General features: G+C 58.0%; 18 protein-coding genes and 1 pseudogene. 9 read left to right on the top strand and 10 right to left on the bottom strand.

Annotated features, from left to right (window positions below):
- The 4 genes from AOQ71_RS06645 to AOQ71_RS44855 all read right to left on the bottom strand — a co-directional run bounded on the left by AOQ71_RS06645 (position 1) and on the right by AOQ71_RS44855 (position 2,169).
- Positions 1 to 540: a hypothetical protein gene (locus AOQ71_RS06645; protein ID WP_057743426.1), complete on the bottom strand. Its 540-nt coding sequence runs from the start codon at positions 538 to 540 to the stop codon at positions 1 to 3.
- A 37-nt stretch (positions 541 to 577) separates the two neighbouring features.
- The gene (locus AOQ71_RS06640) at positions 578 to 1,468 is read right to left on the bottom strand and encodes a SctD/MshK family protein (RefSeq protein ID WP_057743421.1); all 891 of its coding nucleotides are present in this window, start codon (positions 1,466 to 1,468) and stop codon (positions 578 to 580) included.
- A 129-nt stretch (positions 1,469 to 1,597) separates the two neighbouring features.
- A complete protein-coding gene (locus AOQ71_RS06635) occupies positions 1,598 to 1,912 on the bottom strand; it encodes a hypothetical protein (protein WP_057743418.1) in 315 nt (104 codons plus the stop codon).
- A 71-nt stretch (positions 1,913 to 1,983) separates the two neighbouring features.
- Positions 1,984 to 2,169 (bottom strand): hypothetical protein, encoded by a 186-nt coding sequence (locus tag AOQ71_RS44855; RefSeq protein ID WP_157083407.1) that lies wholly within the window; start codon positions 2,167 to 2,169, stop codon positions 1,984 to 1,986.
- A 623-nt stretch (positions 2,170 to 2,792) separates the two neighbouring features.
- Here AOQ71_RS44855 and AOQ71_RS06630 point away from each other — a divergent pair.
- The 4 genes and pseudogenes from AOQ71_RS06630 to AOQ71_RS50175 all read left to right on the top strand — a co-directional run.
- Positions 2,793 to 4,664: an HrpF/NolX family T3SS translocon protein gene (locus AOQ71_RS06630; RefSeq protein WP_057743413.1), complete on the top strand. Its 1,872-nt coding sequence runs from the start codon at positions 2,793 to 2,795 to the stop codon at positions 4,662 to 4,664.
- A 1,269-nt stretch (positions 4,665 to 5,933) separates the two neighbouring features.
- A complete protein-coding gene (locus AOQ71_RS06625; RefSeq protein WP_157083406.1) occupies positions 5,934 to 7,094 on the top strand; it encodes a hypothetical protein in 1,161 nt (386 codons plus the stop codon).
- Complete coding sequence (locus tag AOQ71_RS06620; protein WP_057743404.1) at positions 7,055 to 11,062, top strand: hypothetical protein; 4,008 nt, start codon at positions 7,055 to 7,057, stop codon at positions 11,060 to 11,062. The genes AOQ71_RS06625 and AOQ71_RS06620 overlap by 40 nt, the downstream gene beginning before the upstream one ends.
- A gap of 190 nt (positions 11,063 to 11,252) precedes the next feature.
- Positions 11,253 to 11,631 (top strand): annotated as a pseudogene (locus AOQ71_RS50175) (transposase); the annotation flags it as partial.
- A gap of 602 nt (positions 11,632 to 12,233) precedes the next feature.
- Here the strand turns inward: AOQ71_RS50175 and AOQ71_RS42765 are convergent.
- A complete protein-coding gene (locus AOQ71_RS42765) occupies positions 12,234 to 12,878 on the bottom strand; it encodes a YopT-type cysteine protease domain-containing protein (protein WP_157083409.1) in 645 nt (214 codons plus the stop codon).
- 1,301 nt (positions 12,879 to 14,179) lie between these two features.
- Here AOQ71_RS42765 and AOQ71_RS42760 point away from each other — a divergent pair.
- Together AOQ71_RS42760 and AOQ71_RS06610 are read left to right on the top strand one after the other, a co-directional pair.
- Positions 14,180 to 15,046, top strand: coding sequence for a radical SAM/SPASM domain-containing protein (locus tag AOQ71_RS42760; protein ID WP_083514000.1), 867 nt, complete (start codon positions 14,180 to 14,182; stop codon positions 15,044 to 15,046).
- Positions 15,047 to 15,197: 151 nt separating this feature from the next.
- Complete coding sequence (locus tag AOQ71_RS06610) at positions 15,198 to 15,938, top strand: carbonic anhydrase (protein ID WP_057743396.1); 741 nt, start codon at positions 15,198 to 15,200, stop codon at positions 15,936 to 15,938.
- Between the two features lie 427 nt (positions 15,939 to 16,365).
- On the opposite strand, the gene AOQ71_RS06600 is transcribed toward AOQ71_RS06610, so the two are convergent.
- The gene (locus AOQ71_RS06600) at positions 16,366 to 18,093 is read right to left on the bottom strand and encodes an alpha,alpha-trehalose-phosphate synthase (UDP-forming) (protein WP_057743390.1); all 1,728 of its coding nucleotides are present in this window, start codon (positions 18,091 to 18,093) and stop codon (positions 16,366 to 16,368) included.
- A gap of 986 nt (positions 18,094 to 19,079) precedes the next feature.
- Here AOQ71_RS06600 and AOQ71_RS47320 point away from each other — a divergent pair.
- The 3 genes from AOQ71_RS47320 to AOQ71_RS47310 are packed head-to-tail and all read left to right on the top strand — an operon-like array spanning position 19,080 to position 20,583.
- On the top strand, positions 19,080 to 19,562 hold the full coding sequence (locus AOQ71_RS47320) for a hypothetical protein (RefSeq protein WP_245316751.1): 483 nt from the start codon (positions 19,080 to 19,082) through the stop codon (positions 19,560 to 19,562).
- A gap of 40 nt (positions 19,563 to 19,602) precedes the next feature.
- Complete coding sequence (locus tag AOQ71_RS47315; protein ID WP_245316750.1) at positions 19,603 to 20,418, top strand: condensation domain-containing protein; 816 nt, start codon at positions 19,603 to 19,605, stop codon at positions 20,416 to 20,418.
- Between the two features lie 6 nt (positions 20,419 to 20,424).
- Complete coding sequence (locus tag AOQ71_RS47310; protein ID WP_245316749.1) at positions 20,425 to 20,583, top strand: hypothetical protein; 159 nt, start codon at positions 20,425 to 20,427, stop codon at positions 20,581 to 20,583.
- Between the two features lie 164 nt (positions 20,584 to 20,747).
- On the opposite strand, the gene AOQ71_RS06590 is transcribed toward AOQ71_RS47310, so the two are convergent.
- The 4 genes from AOQ71_RS06590 to AOQ71_RS47305 all read right to left on the bottom strand — a co-directional run.
- Positions 20,748 to 21,209: a shikimate kinase gene (locus AOQ71_RS06590; RefSeq protein WP_283809577.1), complete on the bottom strand. Its 462-nt coding sequence runs from the start codon at positions 21,207 to 21,209 to the stop codon at positions 20,748 to 20,750.
- Between the two features lie 621 nt (positions 21,210 to 21,830).
- Positions 21,831 to 22,151, bottom strand: a complete 321-nt coding sequence (locus AOQ71_RS49905; protein WP_347336683.1) for a hypothetical protein — start codon at positions 22,149 to 22,151, stop codon at positions 21,831 to 21,833.
- Positions 22,152 to 22,597: 446 nt separating this feature from the next.
- Positions 22,598 to 23,035 (bottom strand): hypothetical protein, encoded by a 438-nt coding sequence (locus AOQ71_RS06580; RefSeq protein ID WP_057743380.1) that lies wholly within the window; start codon positions 23,033 to 23,035, stop codon positions 22,598 to 22,600.
- 9 nt (positions 23,036 to 23,044) lie between these two features.
- The coding region (locus tag AOQ71_RS47305; RefSeq protein WP_245316748.1) for a type IV secretory system conjugative DNA transfer family protein at positions 23,045 to 24,237 on the bottom strand (1,193 nt) is incomplete at its 5' end.

Genomic DNA, 24,237 nt, shown 5'->3' with positions numbered 1-24,237 from the left:
TTAGGCTTCGATCAAGCTGTTCCTATTCTGCCGGAGCAGGATTAGCCACTGCAGTGTCTGCTGCAGGACGACGAGACCGTCGCGGGCCATCGTATCCGCGGGCGCGGCCAAGAGCTTAGAGGCGAGACGTTCCAGGAGAATACCGTACGGCTCTGCCCGCAGCATGTCCGGATTGCGCAGCCGTGGCGTGACGAAGGCGAAGAGATCATACGCAATATCGCGCCCATGAAGCGACGCCAGACCTGCGCGTGAGTCGACCTCATTAATGCGGGTGCGCATCTTGTTGAGACCGACACGCCCGACTGCATCAATATCTTTGGCCTCCAATACGGCTTCGATCGCCGTATCCAGCGGCAAATATGACGCGTTCAGTTCCCGCCGAGCCGACGCGTGATCCTTCTCGCCGTTTGCAGGAGGACCGTCGATCTCAGCCTTGTTAAGTTGGCGAATGGTTGGCTCGATGCCCGGCGCATGATGGTGCTCATCGAATCTCTGCGAAGCAGTGCCAGGCCTGACATGGTGGCGGGACAGCTTTGACATGACGCTCTCCTAGTTTCTTTCTGAAGCTTTCGAACGTCTAGTAGGCGAGTGCAGCAAAGCGGCCATTCCGACTTAGCAGCACGCGCCCCTCCTCAATTCGATCAACCAACCATCCGTCAGCCAACAGAGCACCGACGAAATATTTCTGTCCACCGATAAGCAAATAGGGCTGCTCTCCACGCCAAACAGCCTCGAGAGCGATTGCGGATGGCTGCTTATCCTCCTTGACCAGCACGCCGTTTACTAATGTTAGCGCGCCATTTGTCTGGCCATCGAACCGTTGCTGGAGCTCCTGCCACTTCGCAAGAGTTGCAGGTGTGACAGTTCCCTCTGCACTGACAAAACCTGGCCCAGAACCGACCCTAATGTCGATCAGGCCCGCCTTAACAACTTCCTGTTTCAACAGCTCGGCTGCGTCTTGGGCATGCCGATCATTGGGCCGAACAGTACGCAGCTTGGGTGTAGGCTCGGCGGCAGGCGGCGCATTGGCGCTCTGTGCACCTGCGCTGACCTTGAAGAAAACGCTCGAGAAAGCGCCGATGGCGATAACCCCGAGCAACACGATGGCCAGCGCCGAGATCGGAGCGCGCGATCGGTCGATCGAACTGTCTACGACCGCATCCTGCATCGACCAGCGAATAGACATCGCGCCCGCGTGAACAACGACGGGAAGGGAATGAACAACGCGTTCGCCTGCGGCAATCTCCCCCTCACCCGCAGTAGTGCTTATGGCTGCAAGGGCCTCGATCTCGATCGAGTTGCCAACGAAGGTGACACGAAGGTGATGCGGCTCAAGCTCTTGTTCGACGAAGATCATATCTGCGTCGAAGCCACTGCCGATAAGACTGGTTCCGCCAGCTGCTTTTCCGCTTAGACCAGCATAAAGTCCCGATAGCACCTCGAAATGAAAGGAGGCGGCCTCATTCACGGACAATCCCCATGAACCCAAGAGGAGCAAGGGCAGGCGATTGCGGCACGACTCTACTTCCAAGCCGCACTAGTGACATCGCCGCCACGACGAAAAAAGCGGAGCAAGGACTGCCCCGCTTTTCCAGCGCTAGCCGTTGACACGCTCGCTCGCCGCCTTCCTCTCGCTCGAGAGCTCGGTCGACAATGAACGCAGCCGTATGTCTTGCATCATGGCTTGCTGGTTAACAGCCTTCAGCTCTGCGATGAGCGCCTCGAAGGTGGCGGCACCACCGACCTTCTCGACCACAGTCGCACCGCCCTGCCCCCCCGTAGCCGCTTTGCTACCATTATTCGACTTATCGGCTGCGTCCTTAGTCTTGTCGCCCGCCGACTTATTCTCAGTCTTGTTTTCATCGAGGCCTTTATCACCACCATGAGAGCCAGAACCAACTTTGTTGACCATATCGTTTCACCTTCCGCTTGTATCTGCCGCCACCCATGGCGACTTTCCTCCTGACGTCGAACTATTCGGCGTCAGGCATCCTCTTCTGTTTCAGTCACGGCTTCGTGAAGATTCGCCATGTTTCGCTCCATCATTTGGATCGTAATCAACCCAACAACCGAACCAAACGCTGATTCGAATTCTTGACGCTGATCTGCAGATTGAGGACCGTCACTCGCCAAATTGGTGCGAGACACGCTTTCGATTGCGCCGGACATCTGGTGCTTCCCACTTCAGTTCCGAAAAAGGTGGCATCGCCGACGAGCGATCCACATCGCTTAGGCTAGTGGCATTAGCTGTCGAGAAGCTGACGAGTCCGAGACGGTACCCGGCGACAAATATCGGCGCTGAAATGAGAGCCGAAGAGCGCCGCGCCGGATCTGCCAGCCGCGCGAGTTTTAATGGCGCTAGATTTGAGCTTCACAACATCCCCGGTGCCCCAACTGATCCTGGCGCTTGATCCATCATACGTTAGCGCACTCGTGATCCGACGTTCGATCGTGGCGACGGGCACAGACCCCGTCACTAGCTTTTCAGAAATTCGCCGAGAGAGTCGGTAGTGATAATTGTTGCGCAACTCACGACGAGGCTTTCCGCGATGGTTGATGGGAAGGTCCCATACTTTCAACAGATCGCGTCGAAACAGCGTCATGTTCGCGCTTGCGCGGAATCAGATGACATTGCGCACCACGGACGTACCTCTCGAGGAAATCAAGGAGGACTCTGCTCGCTCAACGAGAACCTTCTGAAACTCGTCAGCTTCTCGAAAGCTCGCTGCTCTATGAGAGCGTTGATCTCAAGACGCCGATGCCGTCTCTGTCTGCCCTGGGAATGACCTCCAATGCAACTCAACAACTTCTCGCAACCCGCCACTTCGAATCACACTCAGTTTCTTGTTCCGGGAGTTTCGTCGCGCCAAAGCGATGCTTCGCTCTTCGAGGCAACGGTGTCCCTTTATTCGCCGCAAGACAAATCCGAAGATCCCTCCACGCCAGCGGATCTGCAGCAGTCAAAATTGCAGATGGCGCAGGACTCGACGGACGAACTGCCGGAGCATCTGAAGGCGACAATTAAGGCATTGGACAAGGCGTTTGAGCAGGAAAAGGCATCCGACGAGGAAAAGGCATCCGCGCAGGACGAGTCCTCCAACTCGCCCGTCGAGGAAACAGCGCCGCCTCCTCCGCCACCTGCGGCCGAGCCGGTGGCAAGCTCGAGGATCACGTGGAACGGCGGCACGCTTACCGATGAGGAGCTGCAAATCGTGGCCGTGCTGAACCGGCACAAGGATCAATGCCCGCTCAGTTGGGATTCGCTTGCAGATAAGGCCAACGATCCTTCGACGCCACCGGATCTGAAGGAGGCGATCAACAAATTGCGACAGGACCCGGAGCTCTTCTATGCGATCGGCTCGCAAGGCGACGGCCGCTGCGGGGGCAAGATCAAGGAGAAGGATCTAACCGAGTTCTCCGCCAGTCACTCACAGGTGGCTAATTTCCAGGAGCAGCAGGCGCACAGCTACGAGCAGAACTACATTCCATCCGATGGTACCGGAGATGGGCAACCGTCGGTCATGACCTTGAATGATGCATTGCGCGAGCTTTACCGGTATTCCGACTACCTGCCCAAGTCTCTGAGTCTGGACGATTTCAAGCAGATCGTCGACGGTATGGCCAAAACGGGCAAGTGTCCGCCCCAAGTGATCGCGGCGGCACAATACTTCCTCGACCACGCGGACGCCTGGAAGGGGTTGTACGGCGGCGCGATCGATAAAGTCCACAAAGAGGACTTTCTGCAAATCGCTTCATCGTCCATGAATCTCACGCAGAGCGAGCTCGACACGCTCGGAACGATCAACAAGAATCAGTCCGCGTTTTTCGGGGACGGTGACCTGACACGAGACAAGCTGGCGCGCATGGCCGACGACAAGAGTCTCGATCCAAGCGTACGCCAAGCAGCGTCACAGCTGCTCTCGGACCCGCTGTTGTTTGGTTTGCTGAACAATTCGATTACGGGCTATAAGACCCATCATAAGTTCTTCGACTTCGGCGGCGGGCATACGGTCGATTCCGGTAATATCAGCAACAAGGACTTCACGCACTTCTACAGCAACATGTCAGGCGCGAATCGCACCGTTCAGCAGGTAAAGACCCATGCCCCCACGACCGCCGCCGACCAGGACGCTGTCGCGGACATGATGACAGGGATTGCCGACCAACCCGATGTCAAGTCTGCGAAGAAGAATGGCGGAGCCCTCATGCATGTGGTCGATGACGTGCTCAAGGTAGGCACGAAGGTGCTTGACGTGGCGGCCACGGCAGTCGGTTTACTCGGCTTCATTCCGGTCCTGGGCGAAGTGGCCGATGCCATATCGATGGGGCTCGAGCTCGAGTCGCAAGCAGCGAACCTTCTGCACACGGCCATTACCGGAGGCAATATGAAGAAGGCGCTGGCAGAAGCCGGCATCAATCTCGCGGCGCAGGCCCTTGGTTGTATCTCTGGGCCCGAGGTCAAATTGGCGATACGCGAGGGTCTCGCAAAGACGGTGCTGGAAGAGGCTGCGACGAGGGGGATCGATATGACGATCTCGGAGGCGCAATCCTATGCGGACAACTATTTGAACGACCTGAAGGAAAAGCTTGAGACCGAGCCCACGCGAGATGCAGATGTTCCGAGCAAGGACGCCACCAGGGAGTCATCTCAGAATGTGGCATGAGGCGAGTTGTGCGGGGCGGTCTCCGACTTGGAGTCTGTTCTTGAAATGACGCCGTCGCGCAAACTTTGCTGCCTCATTCAGGCTCGCAACGGCGAGGACCTCGCGGATTAGACGCCGCCTCTCCACCGCGAAGCCGTCCCTTGATAAGCGACGTAGAAGAGTGCGCGCCGTAACGCGCACTCATAAGCCAAGCGACTGAACTCCTGACGCTGACGCAATCTGCATGCAGCCTCCGATCGCTTTGCCTTTGCGCCAGCCGAGACTGCGAGCAGGCGTTGTGGTGCTAGGCCGTTGCAGGTTGGCTGCGGATCGTTGCGTGACTCCGCTTGCGCGATCGAGCGCATGGGTCGGCTCATTGCGTTAGGTGACAGCAAAATCGCATGCGTGAAAAGATCGGTGCAAGGCTAGATCCCTGATGCAGCCTATGGACGAAGATAGATTGAGCGCGCGATGCGAGCTCGGTTGCAGATGTCAGCAATTGTGCCACCGAAAGTGGGACCACGCAAAGACCGGGACGGACTGCAGTTCGAGGTGCGCGGAAGCGGTGTCTGTGACGACCGAGAATAACAGCAAGATTGCAGGACTAGGCTGGGACTTGCTTAATCTTTCCAGACAAACAACGCTTACCACACTCTGCGCCCGCCCTGGCCAGCGCCAGTTGGTGCTTGGACAGACATTACGCTTGTGCTTTCAGCGTCTCCGGTCCGCTCAGCCTTTATCCGAGCGCCGCCCCTGTTCGCTCCGAACCGTTTCGGCCACGACGGGTACAGCGCCCTTCCAGAAGGCAGACGCGAGCGGCTCGTTCGCGATTTGCGCAAGGCCCTGCTTTCTCGACGTCGCGGCCGCCCTCGTCATGACCGATGGAACCTGCCAGCAACTCCAAATGGTTCACTGACGCTAGACGAGAAGCTTCGTGGCCGAGCGAGGTCCTGATCCGAGGACCAAATTTGTCCGCCCGTGATGATCTGTCCAAGCGCTGCATAGACGCTCATGCGTTTTGAAAAAGCAGGTCAGGGATTCGGCCACCATAGCGATCACATTGTTGCCTGCATCGGAGATGGACTTTTATGAACATTAGCGGACGTGGGCGGTCGGAGGCTTCTGGATCGGGAACTGATGGTAGCGAGGGCACGGGAGGAGTTCGCACTGGACCAGCTGGTGCCCCGGGAGAAGGAGGCCAATCGTTTAGCTCTATCGTGCAGCGGGTCCGCTTTGATCCTCAAGAGTCCGGCGCACCACATCGGGAAGCAAGCTCCTCGCGTTCCGGCGATGATCGTTGGCGGGGCGATCGAGCGGCTGGGACCTCACAGGCGGGCGCGTTCTTGCGAGGTAAACCTAGTAAACGGTTTCAGCAAGTGGGCGGACAATCCGACCTGTAGCCGAGCCACAATCGCGCTGGCCAATGAAATCCTTGACCGCGATCGACGCGTCGAACGGCTCTCAATCTTTAATAACCAGGAGTTGGCGAACCTAGTGAACGGGTTTAGCAAGTGGCCGGGCACGACACACTGTGGCCAAGCCACCGCCGCCATTGCCGGTGAGATCCTTCGCCGCCGCGCCAATTCCAATGGCCGAATCTATGGTTTTACGCCGCAGGAGTTGGCGAACCTGGCGAACGGCCTCAGTAAGTGGCCGGACGATCCGACCTGTGGCCAAGCCACAGTCGCGATCGCCGATGAGGTCGACCGGAGCGATCGGCTTACTCAGTTTACTCCGCAGCAGTTGGCGAACCTGGTCAACGCTTTCAGCAAATGGCCGGGCGCGACTTGTGGCCAAGCCACCGCCGCCATTGCCAATGAAATCCATCGCCGCCGCGTCGATCCCAACGACCGATTGTCGAATTTTGAGCCGCAGGAGCTGGCGAGCCTAGTAAACGGCTTTAGCAAGTGGCCGGACAATTCGGCCTGTGGCCAAGCCATAGTCGCGATCGCCGGTGAAGTCTGCGGGAATGGTAGGCTCTCTGAGTTTGCTCCGCAGCACCTGTCGAATCTTGGGAACGGCTTCAGCAAGTGGTCGGATGATCCGACCTGTGGTCAAGCCACGGTTGCGATCGCCAATGAGATCCTTGGTCCCGATCGACGTGCCGACCGACTCTCGAACTTCGAAAACCAGGACTTGGCACGACTAGTGATCGCCTTCAGCAAGTGGCCCGACGATCCGACGTGTGGCCAAGCCACAGTCTCGATCGCCGATAAGGTTTGCGACAACAACCAGCTCTCCAGCTTTAATGAGCAGGACTTGGCGAACCTGGTGAACGCTTTCAGCAAGTGGCCGGAAGAGACGACCTGTGGCCAAGCCACGGTCGCAATAGTCAAAGAGGTTCTCGCCTCCGACCGGCTCTCAAGCTTTAATAACCAGGAATTGGCGAACCTGGTGAACGGTTTCAGCAAGTGGCCCAAGTGGACTGCGGGAAAGTTACGGTCGCGATAGCCACTTCGATCCTTGGCCCCGCTCACCGGGCCGACCGGCTCTCAAGCTTTGATGGCCAGGAACTGGCGAACCTGCTGAACGGCTTCAGCAAGTGGCCGGATGAGCCGTGCTCCGAGGCCCTGGTGTACATCGCGCGCGGTCTTGGTCGGGGAAATCGACAATTTGGCGGGTTCTCGATGCCTGAACTCAGCATGATCGCCAATGCTCTGGGGCGGGGTATCATGAAGGCAGAAGACAGCGGGGAGATTGCCAAAGCTGCTCTGCTGCAGGATCGGCTGCATCAGCTCGCCCGTTACCTTCACTATGCTAATGAACGGCTGGAGGAGACGAACGTTCTGAACATCACCGCGATTTTGAAGGTGCTGACCAAGGCCGAGCTGTTCGATGACCTCGGTTTGCTTGCACCGTCAGGGCTAAATCGGCTCACCGAGTTGCAACGCCTCCCTGGTTTTGCGCCCGAGAACAATCTCGAAACCATGGGCAATCTCTGCGCCGCTCTGCTGCCTCTTGCGCGCAGCCCAAGAAACCAGCTGCGCCGGCACCGCAGGCAAGCCCTGAACTTTCTGAACGTCGTCCAACCAGTTATCGAGCACAAGATCGAGACACATCTCATAGCAAGCAACGTTGGGCGGGCTCGCGGACCATTCGCGAGCCGCTGCCCAGCCTTGTCAGTCTATCAAGTACTCAAGGCGCGTGGGATCCTGGAGAACTTTTACCGGCGACCATATGTCGAGGGCAAGAAGCGCGATTTGGAGGCGAGGCAGCAAGAGCTGCAGCGCGGGACCAAGGAGATTCTGGCCAAGACGCGCACCCTCATTACAAACGACCTTTCCAATATGAGCTGGAATCTGATCGCGCAGATCGAGGCGGACAGTCCGGTTGATGCGCTGGACGCGTTCATGGCGCAGGATGAGGCGACGATCCGGTCTCAACGTCCTGCCTCCGTCTTCGACGCCCATCAGGTGTTGCAATCCATGGATCACGAGCCCAGACGACCGCAGGGTGAAGCGGGATTGATGCAGTTGTTCGTGGACATGCAGGGGCGGCGAGTGGCCACGGAGCCCGAGACGCGATATTCGATTTTTCATCGCCTGACCTCGGGAGCTGTGCCAGTGATCGCGGTGCAGCTGCCGGGAAAACCGAGCGCCTTCATGTTGGCGCGTACGCTCACCTTCGATGGTGTGCCATACCGCATGGATCTGTTCGGCGGAAGCAAGTTAAAAGCGCCGAGACCGACGGTTGCGGAGATCGCCGCCCGTGGTCCCGGCGACCAGCCAACGACTTCCGGGGGCAAGCTATTGGCCATTCCGTATGCCGATACTGCGCCGGGTACTCCCTTTGAGCAGCTTTCGCGGGCCTGGGCCCCCTTCAAAGAAGCCTACTACTACACCCAGCGCAGGGGCTTTGCGGCGCCTCCGTCGATCAAAGGTCTGGGTCCTCACGACTATGCCCTGGAGGGCGCCTTCAGATTGTTGCTCGCGCCGGACCGGTCTGGCGACGACGAGCATCCCTTCAAACTGACGGGGCCGGAAGGCCAGATTGGCTTGCGACCGCATGATGGCTGCGGCTTCATCAAGGCCTCGTTGGCCAAGCATATGCCAGCTGTTCTCCGGGCTGGCCACCAAGGGGGTCCAGATCGGGTGCTCGCCTTCGCTGAGGGAAGGAGATCGTCCCTGCCGGCCACGGCGTTGCAACACTATCCGCGCAGCGAGCAGGTGGCGAATGAGGCGCGAGAGAAGGCCAAGGCCTGGCTTGAGAGCAGGCAAGAGAAAAAGCTGACGTCCGAAGAGTTGTTTCGCACCGTGACGGCCGGACACATTGACGGTCCCGGCGCCGTCGCCGTCCCGTCCGGTGATGGATCCCTCCACGTGCCGACGCTCAAGAGCGACATGTTGTCTGGTGGCGTGCTGGTCGGACGAGCCCCCTATGATAAGCCGAACCTGCGCCCGTTTGCCCCCGAGCAAGTCAAATTAGCACGCGATGGCGATCCGACCGCTATGTTTCTCGATAAGTGCGTGGCCATCCAATATAGCTTTAATGTCGCACAAAAGTCGGGAGAGAAACTGGCGGCCAAGGATCATAGCCTCTTTGCCAAAGGTATTCTGATTGTGGTGCCGGATGAGATGTGGCCGGCCAACTACGCCGACCGTGGACTGGTGCTGTCTGCCGAGGACGTCAAGTGCCATTCGAGCTGGACCAACGGCAAGGACCGCGTAAAGGTGGACACGCCGGTCGACTGCGTCGGCATTCTGCAGGCAACCGAGGTTTTCGCTCCAGGGTCGTTGGTCGCCGTTCCGCCTACCGAACAAAAAAAGCTCGACGGCGATTTCGATGGAGATACCGTCGTTATTGTCGGCGACCGGCCGCAGCTTTATCAGCATGTACGCCAGTTTGATCAAAAGGAGCAAGCTCTCGGACTTCGCTCACTCAAACCGCCAAAGTCGCATACCCCGGCGATCGAGGAGGAGCGTTACCAATTCAGTCGTGCCCGCCAGATCCTCGCTGCCACGTTAGGTGTCCTGGGAACTTATGGCTCCCTGCAGCGAGACTTTCTGGCGCAATCCGAGCCAGCGCGGCGCTGGTTTGCGGAGCGGGCTATCTTTGGCATCTACGAGGGCGTTCACCATGAGCTCAGACGAGATATCCGTGACCTATTGAACCAGGAACAGGTGAGCGGTCAGGATATTCAAGGCCTGCTCGAGAGGGCGAGCGGTGATATAAAGGCCGCGGACCATCCGCTCGCCCGTGAAGTTGCCGAATTGCTCGTTGCTGACCTTGAGGCCTGGGCAGCGATGGCGGATGCGCAGGTTCTGCCCGAAACACTCGAAAGCGGGAGCGATGTAAATCCGCTCTTGAGCGGGCAGCTGTGGGAGTTTTTCCCGGATCTGGCTCAACACTATTCGGCCTCTCCCCAACCACGCGACCGCGTCGAGGCCTTGCTCGACCATTATCCTGCGCGCATCGATCCCCGACCAGATGGATACAATCCGGACGATTTGATCCAGAGCGCGAATAACCTCCTGAGCCTTGGCGTCAAGGTTGGAACCGATGCCTATAAGTCCGACACCGGTGCTCGCCTCTTTATGAAGAAAAGCGGTGAGCTTCAGCGCCTCCTGCAACGGGTGCCGGGCCTTTCGTCCGTCCCCTACCTCAAGAGTATCGCCGCGCCGCTCAATCAAGGGAGGCTCGATGTCGATGCGACCCTGGAGGACTTGAAAGACAATCCGACGCTGGCGGCTTCAATCATGGAAACCTCGATCAAGCTTGCCGTGGAGAACCGTATTCTGCCCGAACCTCATCGGCGGCAGCCTACAGCTGGGGATTCCCTCATGAGGGTCCCGCTAACCCGTGAGGACGCTGCGGAGCGCGCCAAGATCGAAAAGTCTCGCGCTAAAGCCGAAGAGCAGGAAATCACCACAACGACACTGTGCGTTGCCGAAGCTCTCAAGCAAGCGAATATCCAGATAAATATGCCTCATTTCAATCGCCGCTTGAGATCGCAAGAATCGATGACAGACCAGCTCACCGGGATGACCGCAGGTGGCAACTCGCAGCTGATCAACAATGCCGTTCGTCACGTCTTCGAAGTCCCCGACCAGGATTTTGCGCGCGCCTTCAAGAAGGCCATTCTGGCTTTCTATGAGCAAGGTTACGCCGAGGTCAGCACAACCAACTGGTTCAGGATGCGCAATCCGACCTTTGTCGGCATCAAGACTGTGCTCACCACTCAACGCGACTACCGCTTCGAGCTCGAATTCCATACTCCGGACAGCTACAAGGCCAAGCTTGCCAATCACGACACCTACAAGAGCATGCTGCGGCTTGGCAGGATCAATGCACTAGATGAAAACCTGCAGCGCCTGCGTGAGGTTTGCAAAGAGGTCGCAATCCCCAATGGCGTGCAAAACATCCACCATTGGGGAACCGAAGCGGGTATCAGAGGCGGCGCCATGGGGGCATGGGCTTGACCGCCCGGGCGCCGCAGGCTTCTTTTTTAAAAGGATCGAACATCGCACGCGCCACGCTTTCGATGCCGCTTGCCGGCATATCAAGGTGCCTTAATTGAAGGGAGTATTAATGAGAAAATTGCACGACTAACGACGCGGCATCTGCCAAACGACGCGCTTGGACGTTATTCGGCGCTAGGGGCTGCCAGAAGCGTGGTCAAATGAGAGAACACGTCGCCTTGTGACCATCATGGCATCGGCGTGGTGACGGTGTTGACTTTCCGCCATACGATCGATCACTCGTCCCGCTTCCGATCGGCATCGACTGTAGGTCGCCTATCTTGATCTTAATATCTGGTGCACCCATCCGGCGAAACCGACATCAATGCCAGGGTATTGCTAGGGCAATAGGCTTCCGAACGTACCTGTTCGAGCCAACGGCTGGCTATCGAACAAAGAAACTCTTCTCTTAAGGCCTGGGGAATGAAGCTTCCCAAGCGGATTGGCGGGGAAGGCAAAGGTGGCTATTGCGCGTAAGTTCGCCAGAGTTCTTTTAGTGCATCTGGGTCCAAGGTACACCGTTCGATTGAGGGCAGCCGAACGAGGCCTGATCTTTGCCGATTTTCTGGCCCGGTGCTCAACCGGCCGACGAAGTCCCGCGGGACGGCAGTTGTGGTAACCTCGGTAATTCGGCTGGTGGCGGCTCGTCCGCACTCCGCACAGCTCGCACCATGAAGCTAGATGGCTCCGAGCATCGCAACTCGGTAGACGCACAGGACATCACCGCCCGGTTGTCGGCGTTAGCATTCCTTGCGGCTAGGACGCGATGCCGTCATCAATGCCGAGCCAACTATCTGGCTGGGGTCGTCAGCTTCTTAAGATCTAGCGCCCTAGTATGAGATCTCTGGACAATCGAATAGCGCTAGGCCTTCGAAGCGGCTGTCGGCTCGGCCACAATGCAAATTACAAGGGCTATGTGCCAGACTTCGACGGGCCCATTGTTTTGGAACTCGACGATCAGCTTTTCTAGCTTGACCACCCTTTGCGGCCAACAGGCCACCTCCGAGCTCATCACGGAGGTGGCCTAACCTCTATTTTCTCAATCGATTTAGCTGACCTCGCGCTCTGTGCTGCACGCGGGGGATGGATGACCTTCATAGAAGGCCAGTCGTCCGCCGAGTGCAGGCCCGGCTCAGTATATTTTTTGTGTGGTGATTGTCATCAAAGTCTGCCCGTTGGGGTTCCTGTAACGATTGGCGAGGCTTTGCAACAATCCTTCCATCTCCCCTGGATGAGCAGTGAGTTCTCCATAGTTAGGATCGAAAAGTGTAGTTCTTCCATTCAACGCCGATGTTGCAACTACGTGTGAGCCACCTTCGGCGAAATACAAGCTGAGCAAATATTTCGATCCGTCATCGGTGATTTTCCCCACCATGCGCGAGAGGCTCGAAGAGTCGCCGAATTCGTATACCTTCTCTTTTCCGGATGGCGCCAGGTTTGCTTCCCGCAACACCCTGTTTTGTGCCTCAAGGTCTGCCTGAGAAGCTCCTGTTCCACCCCTTCGCAAGTAATCCTTGTGATCCTGATACTGCTCCTGCCGCATAGCCGCTGAGGCGTGCCTTTGTGATCCGGGTGTTAGCGCACTCATTCGCTCCGACGGGCTGCTACTCAGAATGCAGAACCACTCCGCCGTCAACCCGACGCAGATGCCGTCTACATTTGCGTCATTCAATTCGGCTGTCCTGTAATCGAACAGGGAGGTGCTCGACCTCGCCGGAGAGGATGTACCGGGAATGTGAGGATCGGTGGTCTGTGGCGTGCTGACGCAGCACCCCATTTTGTCGGGCAACTCCCCAGGTGGCAGTCTCCTTCGCGACGTCAGATTTTGCCTATTTCTGCCAAGTGAAAGCCTTTCAAATTCAATGCTAGGAGGCTGGGAAACGAGCGAGTTCGCCCCTGTTAGCGCCGAAGGCGAACTCGCATGGTGATCTGGCACCGATCGGGACGACATGCCTGCAAGTATTTGCCGAAAGCTGTCGCTGTCCACCGACTGGCTCGGCTCGTGAGCTTGGTTAGGACGTGTGGATTCAATTCGATTATACACGGCGATTCTCGCTTCTCTTCAACGGGTGTCTCTTCGCAGTGCGTTCGGCCTGCCTGGGCCCTGCTGTGAATGATATTGGGACGAGCTGATGAGAAGCTGACGGGCAAGCGTTGCCGAGCTTAGGGACGAAGATGGGAACGGTAACTTTTCCGGCCGTGAGCACGACCGCGGTGATGGCCGCGCGTGCAGGCGTCCCTCAATAGGTGCTTGCAAGGACAGGCGATGCGGGCTCCGCAAAACAGGTTTGCGATGGATCATCGATAAAAGGAAAAACGAAAGAAAAAAGAAAGCGCGTGTGTCGTGCCGATTTGGATATTCGCCGTTTCCTCAGCGAGGAAGTTGGTGGGAGCTGAAAGATAGGACGAAGCGCCCAGTGACGCGAGCGAGCTGCGCAATTCAGACAGGCTGATAAAGCCTTTGCATGAACTCTTCATACGCTAGGGATCGTCTCGTTCTGCACCGGGGCTTGAGTCAGTCCAGAACATGTGATCAGGCGCACGCCTTGATCGGTAGAGCGCCACTTGGCGGCGAAGCAGTTCGCGTGAGTTGACAACGCGCTTTTTCCGTTCCGCTCGTTTTCGAGAGGGCTTGAATCGTACGTAGCGTCATATTGTACTGTCTTGGTCGCATCAAACGGCCCGACGCCGGATGGGTCCTCGGAACCTGATTGACCCCATCGATGCACCGCCGCCAATGAATGGCCAATGTCTATTGCAAGAGGCGAGAGAACAATGACCAATGCCCTGGCGATCGGACTTGCGCCGCGGTTACCGAACTCGCCTATACCCGACAATGAGTTTGCCTCCGGGGTCGGCGCACTTACTTCGGCATCGCACTCCTGCCGGGAATTCAGCTCGTTGCAACGGGAGAAGCCCTACAACGCGGGATAACCTCGATCCAACTGCGTTTCAGCCCTAGCTATGTCATCTTTATCGCCCAGTCATCCGAGCTCATGCTGAGCAAGCCCTCATGAAGGCCGCCAGTCGGCTGCGTGGGGACGCTCTTTGTGCTGGACATTCGGGAGAACCCTGCAAATGGTTGATTCACACTCGACGAATTTACAGGACTTGGGCGGCGCGGTCCCTCCCGGCGAACGGGTTTTGGAGATAACTACGACAACGGGCTGCGTCGTCGGATGTTCTTATTGTCCGCAGGACAAATTTGCCGAGAGGCAAAGGGTCGTGTCTCATGCAAAGCATCTTCGTCTCGAAGATTTCAAGAAATGTTTGGCGCGCGTACCAAAGGCTGTCGATATCAGCTTTTCCGGGTACTCAGAGGCCTGGCTCAATCCGGCCTGCACCGAAATGGTTGAGCATGCTTACGAAGCCGGCTATAGCATTCGGATTTCCACGACACTCGTAGGAATGAAAGAGCGGAATCTACGACGCTTGCAAGCGCTGAAATTCCGGCTTTTCCTGGTGCACGTTTTTGATGACGGCACTTACATGAACAGTCGCCTAGTCAGGCGCAACTATGTCGATTTGCTACGTCAATTGGTCGACGCAGGCATTTCATCAATGCTATTCGTCGTCATGGGTGAAGTCCATCCCGAGCTTGTCGATATAATCCCCGAGGAAGCGCTGGTTCGCTCACGTCCGCTGAGCAGCAGGGGTGGAAGCGTCGATCCAAAGACCGTTCAGGCACGACAGCCGATCGTCGGAGTATTAACGTGTCCTGACGAACGAGAACATCGTAATGTTCTTCTCCCAAACGGTGACGTCACGCTGTGCTGCATGGATTTTGAGCGACGTCACATCTTGGGCAATCTTCTTCGCGATGAATATCAAGATCTCTTCAAAGGACCGACGTTTTGCGAAATTGTCGATCGAATGAATGGAAGGGACGGCTATCTGCTTTGCCGGACCTGTGAATTCGCCCAACCAGTAGCGTCGGCACGCTGATTTTTGAGATGTTGACGCCCTCCTCCTCATCAGCACGAATCCTGCGAACTCGGGATGACCGTTCCTGAGCTCACGATCGATCAAGGCGACGCGTGAGTCCTTTGTTCATAATCGAAACATCGAACCGTGGCCGCACCACAGGGAGACAGTCATGGATCGTCGGCAAGCTCTAGGGTTTTTCGCTGGTTTCGCGCTATGTCCCCTGTGCGCGTCCGCGGCGAAGCATCGTTGGAGTTACGAGGGAGAGACCGGGCCCGACAAATGGGGCGGTCTGGATGCCGCTGACGCCGCGTGCGCGATCGGCGGCCAGCAGTCACCCATCGATATAACCGGCACCATTACTGCCCCGCAGCCGCCGCTTAGGATGAGTTGGGCCAAGCGGCCGGATAAGATCGTCAACAATGGCCATACCATTCAGCTTGATCTTGCCGAAGGCGACACGCTCCATTTGGGCGACCGCCCCTATGCGCTGAAGCAGCTCCACTTCCATCATCCGAGCGAGCACCTTGTCGAGGGTAAGCGCTTCGCCATGGAGGCACATTTCGTTCACGCCGATGCCGAGGGGCTGGCTGTCCTTGGCGTGCTTATGGTCGCTGGAAACCCGAACGCAGTCTTCAAAAAAATTGTCGCGGCTATGCCGTCAGACGAGGGGCGAGCCGTTCCAGCTGATCCAGCAATCGACCCCAGCCAACTGTTGCCGGCGCAACGAGCATATTACCACTATGCCGGATCACTGACGACGCCGCCGTGTAGTGAGACAGTCGATTGGATCGTCCTGGCCAATCCAATTGAGGTGGATGAGACCGATATTGCAGGCTTCGGCAAGCTCTTCCCCATGAATGCCCGTCCCGTCCAGAAGCGGGACCGGCGCTTCATTTTAAGTTCCGGGTAAGGTTGAAGGATTTGGCTCTTCAGAGAGACCTGCGCTTGCGCTGGCCTATGTCGCGCGCAATGCTCGCTCCAAGATCACGGCATGTTTGACGTGACAAGGAATGGAGGCTGACTTCGGCTATTTGGCCTATTCTGTTGAAAAAGGACGGCGGTTGCGACGCCGCGGTCTAATTAGCAGGGCTGAGGTCATGATGGGGCATCGGCAAGTCGAACAGGCTGCGTTGTTCTATGAATTCTCGCCCGTTAGGCACATCCCCGCCGACCACCTACTCCGGCCGATCGACAGGCTTGCTGCCGCACGGACTTGGTCGCTATAGGGTAAAGCGGAGGCGTTAGTCGCATCGCACCGCCGGGTTTACGGGTACACGGCTTACTGAAAGGGCCCCTAGTTGATCATCCGGGGCCGCCTCCCGTCTGGTCTGCACGCACTACGAAGGGAAGATCCAGCGCGGATCCTGTACCTGCTTCACCGCGACGTTCAACTCCTCCTGGGTCGCATAGGTGGGCATTTGCGCCTCGTTGATCCAACCGAAGCCGAGATATTGGAACTGATCCGCCGGCATGGCCACCCGACTGTGGCCGAGCTCGCGAAGGAAGTCCTTCGACCAGTCGTGGATCGTATACGCCTCAAGTTTGTTCATCATCGCTCGCCAGCGTTCGATGCGCTCCTCTTGCGGCATGTCTGTTGCAGTTGAAATCGCGGTCGCGATGTCACGCGGCGAGGCCGGATCCACGTGCAGCGCCTCATTTTCGTTGAGTTCTTCTGCCGCCCCCGCGAACTTCGATAAAACCAGCACGCCTGGGTCGTTCGAATCTTGCGCAGCAACATATTCTTTCGCCACCAGGTTCATGCCGTCACGCAACGGCGTCACCAGACCAACATCCGCTGTGCGGTAGAGGCCCGCGAGTTGCATCTGCGAGAAATGACCCTTCTCATAAAGAATCGGCTTCGAGCCATCGTCCGTTCCATGCCTACGATTGACGTCGCTGACAAGGCTGTCGATATCGCGCTGATATTCACCGTATGCTGGAATGTCGGCGCGCGAAGACGTCCCAATCTGCAACAGCGAGGTGCTGTGCGGCTTGTCTGCCAAGATCTGATCGAGAGCTTTGATCCGATTGTCGATACCCTTGGTATAGTCGAGGCGATCCACACCGATGGCTAGCTTCGTGCCATCGAGTTTGTTCTGCATCGACGAGATCTCATTTCGATGCGTCGCGAGCGATTCCACGGCATATTCTTCGAACTGCTTGGGATCGATACCGATCGGAAACGTTTGGCACCGCGTAAGGCCGCGATCCGAGATCACAAAATCGCTCTTGCTCTCCAGTCCTAGATGCGTTCGCAGGCAGGAGAGGAAATTATCAAGATCCCAGCGGGTCTGAAAACCGACTAGATCGTACGCCAGCATCGATTCCATTAGTTCGCGTTGATGAGGTACCTGCTCCATCACATCAGGCTTCGGCCATGGCGTATGCAGGAAAAAGCCGATCGGTTGCTGAATCGAGAGCTCGCGCAGCTCATTGCCGAGAGGAAGAAAATGATAATCATGCACCCAAATCGCGCGTCGGTTCTTAAGCCGTGACAGCGCGCGCGCCATGGCGCGGTTGATCTCGCAATAGCTTTTGTAATGCTCCTCCGAAGCAGGAGACATCCGCTCGGTCAGCGAGTGAAATGCCGGCCACAGAGTGGAATTTGCAAATCCATAATAGAAGTCATCATAGTGAGCGGCCGGTAGATCTACTTTTACAACTTCACCCCTGCCGTGCGGCTCAGGAGCATTTAGCCGCTCACTGCCCTCGATTAGCGTCCCCGAGGACCCCATCCAAACGGCGCCAGATCGTTCAACGACGGGCTCAAGGGCCGCTGCAAGACCACCCGTCTTGGGTTTGTTGGGATCGATGGTTGAAACACGATTCGAAACGAAAACAAGTTTCTCATCTGGCTGCTGAGACACCATGCCGAGGCCCGCCTCGTGCTGAGCAAAGGCAGCATGACGGAAAAGTTCTGCATCGGCTTTACTTGACCGCTCCTGTGCTGCTTGGCTCAGATGATGCTCAAAAACGACTTGGCTCATCTTCAGCTGTTCCGGCCTTGCGCGCGATGTGCCACGAGAACTTGTACAGACAGCCTTCACGACATTGAACGGATCCATTCTACACCTCCGATTGAGCAATCAGAGCGACGAGCTCGGGACTTCCTTGCTTTTCATGTTAGGAGCTCGACCTTTCGAAAAGCTGACGAAAAACCAGAGTCGGCCTCTCTAAAGTGGTAGCCTGAGCTTTCGGGAAAGAACCGCCCTACTCCTCGACAAGTCGCACGTTGGGCTACTGCACCACCACACCTATCGCCAGATGCTTTGAGGATACCGGTCTTATCCTTCATGTCTCGCTGCTTCAGTGGATCTTGAAACGTATTCATGCGACAGCCCGCTCAAAGGGCTTGAATCTTACGGTGCGTCATATTGTACGAGTTTCAAAGTAGCTCGTGACGGTTTCACTAGGCGTACGTTCAACACTGGCACTGACAGTTCTCATTAGCCGTCTTGACCTGGCCGTTTAAGAGCGCGTCGCCATGGGGCATGGCCGACGTCCCTTGCCACAGGTGGGACAATGACGTCCGACGCCGTTGACGTATGTGGTCGGGAGCGGTGCCAGTGGCACGATCGTTGCCCACGGGATCGCTCGGCAAATTCACGCCATTCGGACGGCCGTAGACTGTGTCGGCGCTCAGCGGTGGAATGACATTGTACGTTGGGATCGCCTTCCAATATCGCACCGTTGACTTCAACGCGCGAGCGCATGTAGCCCCTGACCCCATCGACCCGGCCTGGCCCATCGATTACGCGGGCCTACGCCCCTACTACGAGGAGTTCCAACGTCGGATGGGGTGGCGCGGCTCGCCGGCGCAGATTCACTCGAGCCGCCAAGTGATTTTGCCGCCTGCAGGGCCGATTGACCGCCGATGCGTGCGGATGCCTGGGCCGGCTGCCGTTCCCTGCCTCGCTGGCAATCAACTCGGTCCGCTTCCGCAGCTGGCCGGCCGCTGGGCCGCCACGGGTGCTGGGCCGCGTCAATGCGAGCATCCGACTCTTGGCGTGGGGGCGTGCGCCACTAGGCGCGCTGCTTGGCGATGTGCTCGATGCTGGACCTGGCCTGCGGCCTGCGCGACTGGCCAGCAGCGCAGTGGGCGCGACCTCCGTGCTGCGAATTCGCGATCGCCTCTGCGCCGCACCCACAGCTTGCATCTCTGAGACCACGGACTGGCTGGCAGGTCGCGCGTATGGAGATGAATGTGCTCGGGGACCTCGAGCTGTGGCCGGGCCGACTGACCTTGTGGCGCATCAGCGTGCCCGGCATTGACAGCTGGCGCCCTGATCCGCGTCGGCCGTCCCATGTTCAGGAGGATCACCTTTGCCGTTTCGACAATAGCCAGCCCGCTTGGCTGGGCGTCGCGTTTGAATGGTCGGGCAAGGTCAATACGACCGCTCTGAGCAAGGCGATCCTTGGCTGGGTCGACCGGCACGAGGCACTACGCTGCCGCTTCGCCAAGGATGGCTCGGTAATCCATCTCGCGACGGTTGGCCCGGGCGGCGGAAACACTCGACCTAGTCGAACTCGGTGACTACGCCGATCCAGGCGAACTAGCCTGGATGCTAGAAAAAGTGTTCGACGCCAACACAAAGCCGCTGAACTGGCCGCCGTATGTCTTCGTCACAATCAGCCGGCCCGGATGCACCACTCTCATCGTCGCCTCCGACCACTCAGTCACGGACGCGTACTCAATGGCCTCGGTACCCTACGAGATCTGGGAACTCTACTGCGCAGCGATTCGAGGAGTGGCCCCCCGAGTGGCGCCGGCACACGGCTATCTGGATTATGCTGCCTCCGAGCGCGCCCGTGTGAGCGATCTGACCGACCGGCATTCGGCAATCGAACACTGGCGCGAGCTGATTGCGGCCACTGGCGGTCAACTGCCGGGTTTTCCGGTGCCACTAGGTGCACTGGGCGACGCCGTGCAGCAAACCAGACGGATCTGGCTCTTTGACGCGGACAGCGCGCTGAGGTTCGATCGGGCGTGCCGCGTCCAGGGCGGACACACAGCGGCAGGCATATTTGCATGCTTGGCTCTGGCAGGGAGAGCGTTGGGCAACCAAAAGAAATTTTACTCCGTCGTTCCCTTTCACACGCGAAATGCCTCGCAGTGGAAGCACTCGGTTGGCTGGTATGTCGGGATGAGCCCGGTCAGCTTCAAAGTGACCGACGCGTTCCCAGATCTGCTACGCTCCGTCAGGCTCGAACTGAAGCGGGCCAGAAGAACCGCGCAGGTGCCATTTTCCAAAGCAATGGAAGTGCTAGGCAGGACACTGCGCGATCGCTTTGTGGTCTCCTATATGGACGATCGGGTGGTGCCCGGGTCGGATTGCTGGGCGCGCTGGCGAACGAGATTTCTGATAAGCCGCTGCAGCGACCCGCAGTAGGTATATTTGTGGGTCAGCCGATCGCACGAGGGAATCTACCTGTATTTCCGTCACCCCGGCACGGCGAGCGCCCGCAGCGCGGTGGACCGCTATTTCGCCGAAGTCGCCACGCTGGCCAACGGGATCAGCGGCGCATTGCCGCGGCCAGTCATGGTGGACGACTGATATCGCTAGCGGCGTGCTCGCGTTTTGCCGATCGAAACGCGTGTTGTAGCGAACCCAACCGTAGCTGCATCGTGGAGAATCGAGCGGTGTGCGCGCTCGAGGCGAAGGGACCGTCCAGCCCGATTGCTCGGCTCGAGTCATGAAGGCGTTGTGAGCGGCGAGTGTCACGGTGCAGCTCCCATGACAGTGGCCGGTGGCCGGTCCGCGTTTTCCCCTCCGTCGCAAAGGTGGGCATGCAATGCGGCCACACATTGATCCGCGTTCTTGTTGTCACGTTTTTGGCCGGGGACAATCGTGAGATCGGCAAGCTGATGGAATGGCGCGCGCGCGCGGACCAGCTGCGCGATCTTGTCCTCCCGGTTCGCGGTCTGTAACAGCGGCCGGGTGGTGTCACGACTAAGGCGTTTCCTGATCTCGCCTATGTCGGTATTGAGCCAGATCGAGACCGCCTTCTCAGCGACGTGGCGCCGCGTCTCCTCACGCATGAACGCGCCGCCACCGGTTGCCAGCACCACCGGCCCGTTCTCGAGAAAGCGCGCGATCGACCTCGCCTCGAGGTCCCTGAAATGCTGCTCTCCTTTGGTCTCAAAAAGGTCCGTTATCGACATGCGAGCCGCCGCCTCGATTTTTTTTGTCGGAATCGATAACGCATCCGCTCCACAACAGAATTGAACGATCGGCCCTCTTCACCCGGACCAGAAGCCCGCCCAGTGCTAGACCCATCAGCGCCTCGACCTTCGTTGGCACCAAATTCTGAAATGGGCGATTTGCCGCGCTCGTCAATGGGCCTCATAGTCCATCTCCAATGTAGCGGAAACAGTGCAGGCTGCCCTCATGGGCGCGATAGCACGCGCCGGATCGGCCGCTTGTCCTCGTCTTATCTCGCAGAGCTGATTGAATGGACCGCCGGATCCACAACTGGCGAGCACGCAGAGTCTTCAATTGCATGCCCTTACGAACGAGCGATCGAGAGAGCATCAATCACCGAGCCAAAAGCGCTTTCGAGAAACACACTCAAGAATCCCAAGAAGCGGCGCTTGGCGATGCCGTCTGGTTTGATGTCTTTTGGCTTTTTCTAGGATGCGAGAGCCCTTTCACGGGGTCATCAAAACTTGCCCAGATTCCTAAGCCGACCACAGCAACAAATACAGATGTTCGAGCCACGATATCAGATTGACCATGCGGCTTGACCGATTCCAGAGAGACAATCGGCCACGCAAATGAGGTGAAGGGGACCGCGGCCCCAGTCACTTTGGTTGAGCAGCTTCAGGCCAATCAGAGAACTCCATCTCGAATCGACGAGAGCCGACGGCGGGTTTGGTCGTGAATTTGACGGTTTTTCCGGAGAGAGCCGCCAACGAGCCGGATGCGAATTTGAACACCGTCTTACCGGAAGCTGCGATACCGGCAGTCCTATTCTCCTCCATGACCGAGGAGCCGTCCCCCTCCAAGAGCTGACCGACCGCATATCCTTCGAGCGCGCGATGAACGTCGAGAGAAGCCAAGTACCTCCCTTTCTCATTGTCCCATTCGCTGACCGATATCGCCGTGATTCCTGCGTCCTTCAACAGCCCATCCGCAATGCGGCAGGTATATTGAAGGCTGACAATGATGTGCCCATTTCGATCACCTACCGGTTCTCGATCGGTTCCGTCTATGGTGCATTCGTAGCGTCGGATTGAGTCCGCGAGCACCCCCCCAGTCAGCCCGAGCAACCCGAAAGCAGAACATAGTACAGTAGTGAGAAACGGTTGCTTCATTGCCGATGCTTTCGCGGGACATGTCTTCGCAAGAATGTACAACTTGACGCAAGGTCCGATTCAAGCTCCCTCGATGTGCTGTTGTATGGTCTCATGCTGACCTCGGCCGTTGTCGGTACAGAACGGGGCCGAGAGACGCGCGCCAGGTTGAGCTGTAACGAAAGCTTGATGGCGCTCGGACGCCACCGCAAATCCTCCTACGAAATATCTACGCAGCTAGAATTTACGCAGCTAGAAAAGAGGGACCCGCACGCTTACACGGGATCGGACTTCTCCGGCCCTTGACTACGTGGCTCTACGTCCGAGCTAACTTCCTTCGCCAGGCTGTGTCCCTTTGCCAGGCGTCGGCCCAATGCTTCGACAAATGAATCATAGCGCTCGCGTCCTTTCGCTTGGGCTGCTGGTTGTGCCGTGTCCGGTAAAGGCGGAGTCGCTGTCAGCCAAAACCGGACGAACAGGGCTAACGCTTCGTTCGAAATTGTGACGTGGCGTTCAAGCCGCTCGAGCTGGCGGGACAGCCGGTCCAATCGCCGGCTGAGCGCCGCCTCCATTCGCTCCGAACTATCGGGCGACAAGAACGTGGATAGCGCCGTCTCCACAATCAGCGCCTGAGCCACCCGCTTGCGGCTGGCATAGTCGGCGAGCTGAATCGCGAGATCCGGCGGCAGGCGAAAGGTATGCTTGGTCCGCATGTCCTCAGCTCAGAGATCTAGACCGTCGGCCGGATCCATTGCAGCCTGACGCACAAGACTTGACGCCTGTTTGCGAAGAACGCCGGCGCGCTGAACCTCATCGTCAGCTTCCTCATCGGCAAACTCGAACTCTGCCCTTTCCGGGCTGCGGTCGAACTCCACCTCCTCATGCTCGCCGAGCTCGGGTTCACGCCGAATGCCACCATTGGCGGGATCGCTGCTGGAAATACTGTGTTGCTTCTCTGTAGACCGCTCCTGTTTGGTTCCTAAGGCGCTAGGCAAAGGCAGCCTGCTCCAGTCGTCGTGCGACGATTGGATGGCATCTTCACGGGGCCGAGCTGGAGGGAGTACGCGTTCACGCAGTCGTGGATCTTCGTAGTAGCGGGCCTTCTTGGCTCGGATCGGCGGGCAGCCCGAGACCAATATTAATTCATCGTCCGATGGCAACTGCATGACCTCACCGGGTGTCAGCAGGGGGCGTGCCGTTTCCTGCCTGGATACCATCAGGTGCCCCAGCCAGGGGCTCAACCTGTGACCAGCATAATTTTTCATGGCGCGCAGTTCGGTTGCCATTCCGAGAGCCTCCGAGACCCGTCTTGCAGTTCGCTCGTCATTCGTCGCAAACGCGACGCGGACATGACAGTTATCGAGAATGGAATTGTTCGGACCGTAGGCCTTTTCGACCTGGTTTAGGGATTGGGCAATCAAGAAGCTCTTGAGGCCATAGCCGGCCATGAACGCCAACGCCGATTCGAAAAAGTCGAGCCGCCCCAAAGCGGGGAACTCGTCGAGCATCAACAGAACGCGATGCCGGCGTGCCTCGCCGTGGAGATCTTCTGTGAGGCGGCGTCCGATCTGGTTGAGGATCAACCGCACCAGCGGCTTGGTTCGGCTGATATCTGAGGGCGGCACAACGAGATAGAGCGTCGTCGGTCGCCTCGCCTCCACGAGGTCGCGAATACGCCAATCGCTGCACCGCGTGACCCGCGCCACCACCGGATCGCGGTACAGCCCGAGGAAGGACATCGCGGTCGACAGTACTCCGGAGCGCTCGTTTTCGCTCTTATTGAGGAGCTCGCGCGCTGCGGACGCGATGACGGGATGCGGACCGACATCGCCGAGGTGCGGCGTCGTCATCATCGCGCGCAGCGTCGCCTCGATGGGACGCTTGGGATCGGAAAGGAAGTTGGCGACGCCCGCCA

Source organism: Bradyrhizobium manausense (assembly GCF_001440035.1).
GTDB classification, from domain to species: domain Bacteria; phylum Pseudomonadota; class Alphaproteobacteria; order Rhizobiales; family Xanthobacteraceae; genus Bradyrhizobium; species Bradyrhizobium manausense.
The sequence above is the reverse complement of the archived record's forward strand: the minus strand, read 5'-3'. Positions and strand labels throughout refer to the sequence as shown.

Excerpts from the sequence above, each read along its gene's own strand:
- AOQ71_RS44855 (WP_157083407.1), bottom strand. The coding sequence starts at position 2,169 with ATGTCCGGCGCAATCGAAAGCGTGTCTCGCACCAATTTGGCGAGTGAC.
- AOQ71_RS06600 (WP_057743390.1), bottom strand. The coding sequence starts at position 18,093 with ATGGATCCGTTCAATGTCGTGAAGGCTGTCTGTACAAGTTCTCGTGGC.
- AOQ71_RS42765 (WP_157083409.1), bottom strand. The coding sequence starts at position 12,878 with ATGGGGTGCTGCGTCAGCACGCCACAGACCACCGATCCTCACATTCCC.
- AOQ71_RS06630 (WP_057743413.1), top strand. The coding sequence starts at position 2,793 with ATGCAACTCAACAACTTCTCGCAACCCGCCACTTCGAATCACACTCAG.
- AOQ71_RS06645 (WP_057743426.1), bottom strand. The coding sequence starts at position 540 with ATGTCAAAGCTGTCCCGCCACCATGTCAGGCCTGGCACTGCTTCGCAG.
- AOQ71_RS47320 (WP_245316751.1), top strand. The coding sequence starts at position 19,080 with ATGCTGGACCTGGCCTGCGGCCTGCGCGACTGGCCAGCAGCGCAGTGG.
- AOQ71_RS06580 (WP_057743380.1), bottom strand. The coding sequence starts at position 23,035 with ATGCGGACCAAGCATACCTTTCGCCTGCCGCCGGATCTCGCGATTCAG.
- AOQ71_RS06625 (WP_157083406.1), top strand. The coding sequence starts at position 5,934 with ATGATCGTTGGCGGGGCGATCGAGCGGCTGGGACCTCACAGGCGGGCG.
- AOQ71_RS42760 (WP_083514000.1), top strand. The coding sequence starts at position 14,180 with ATGGTTGATTCACACTCGACGAATTTACAGGACTTGGGCGGCGCGGTC.
- AOQ71_RS06610 (WP_057743396.1), top strand. The coding sequence starts at position 15,198 with ATGGATCGTCGGCAAGCTCTAGGGTTTTTCGCTGGTTTCGCGCTATGT.
- AOQ71_RS06635 (WP_057743418.1), bottom strand. The coding sequence starts at position 1,912 with ATGGTCAACAAAGTTGGTTCTGGCTCTCATGGTGGTGATAAAGGCCTC.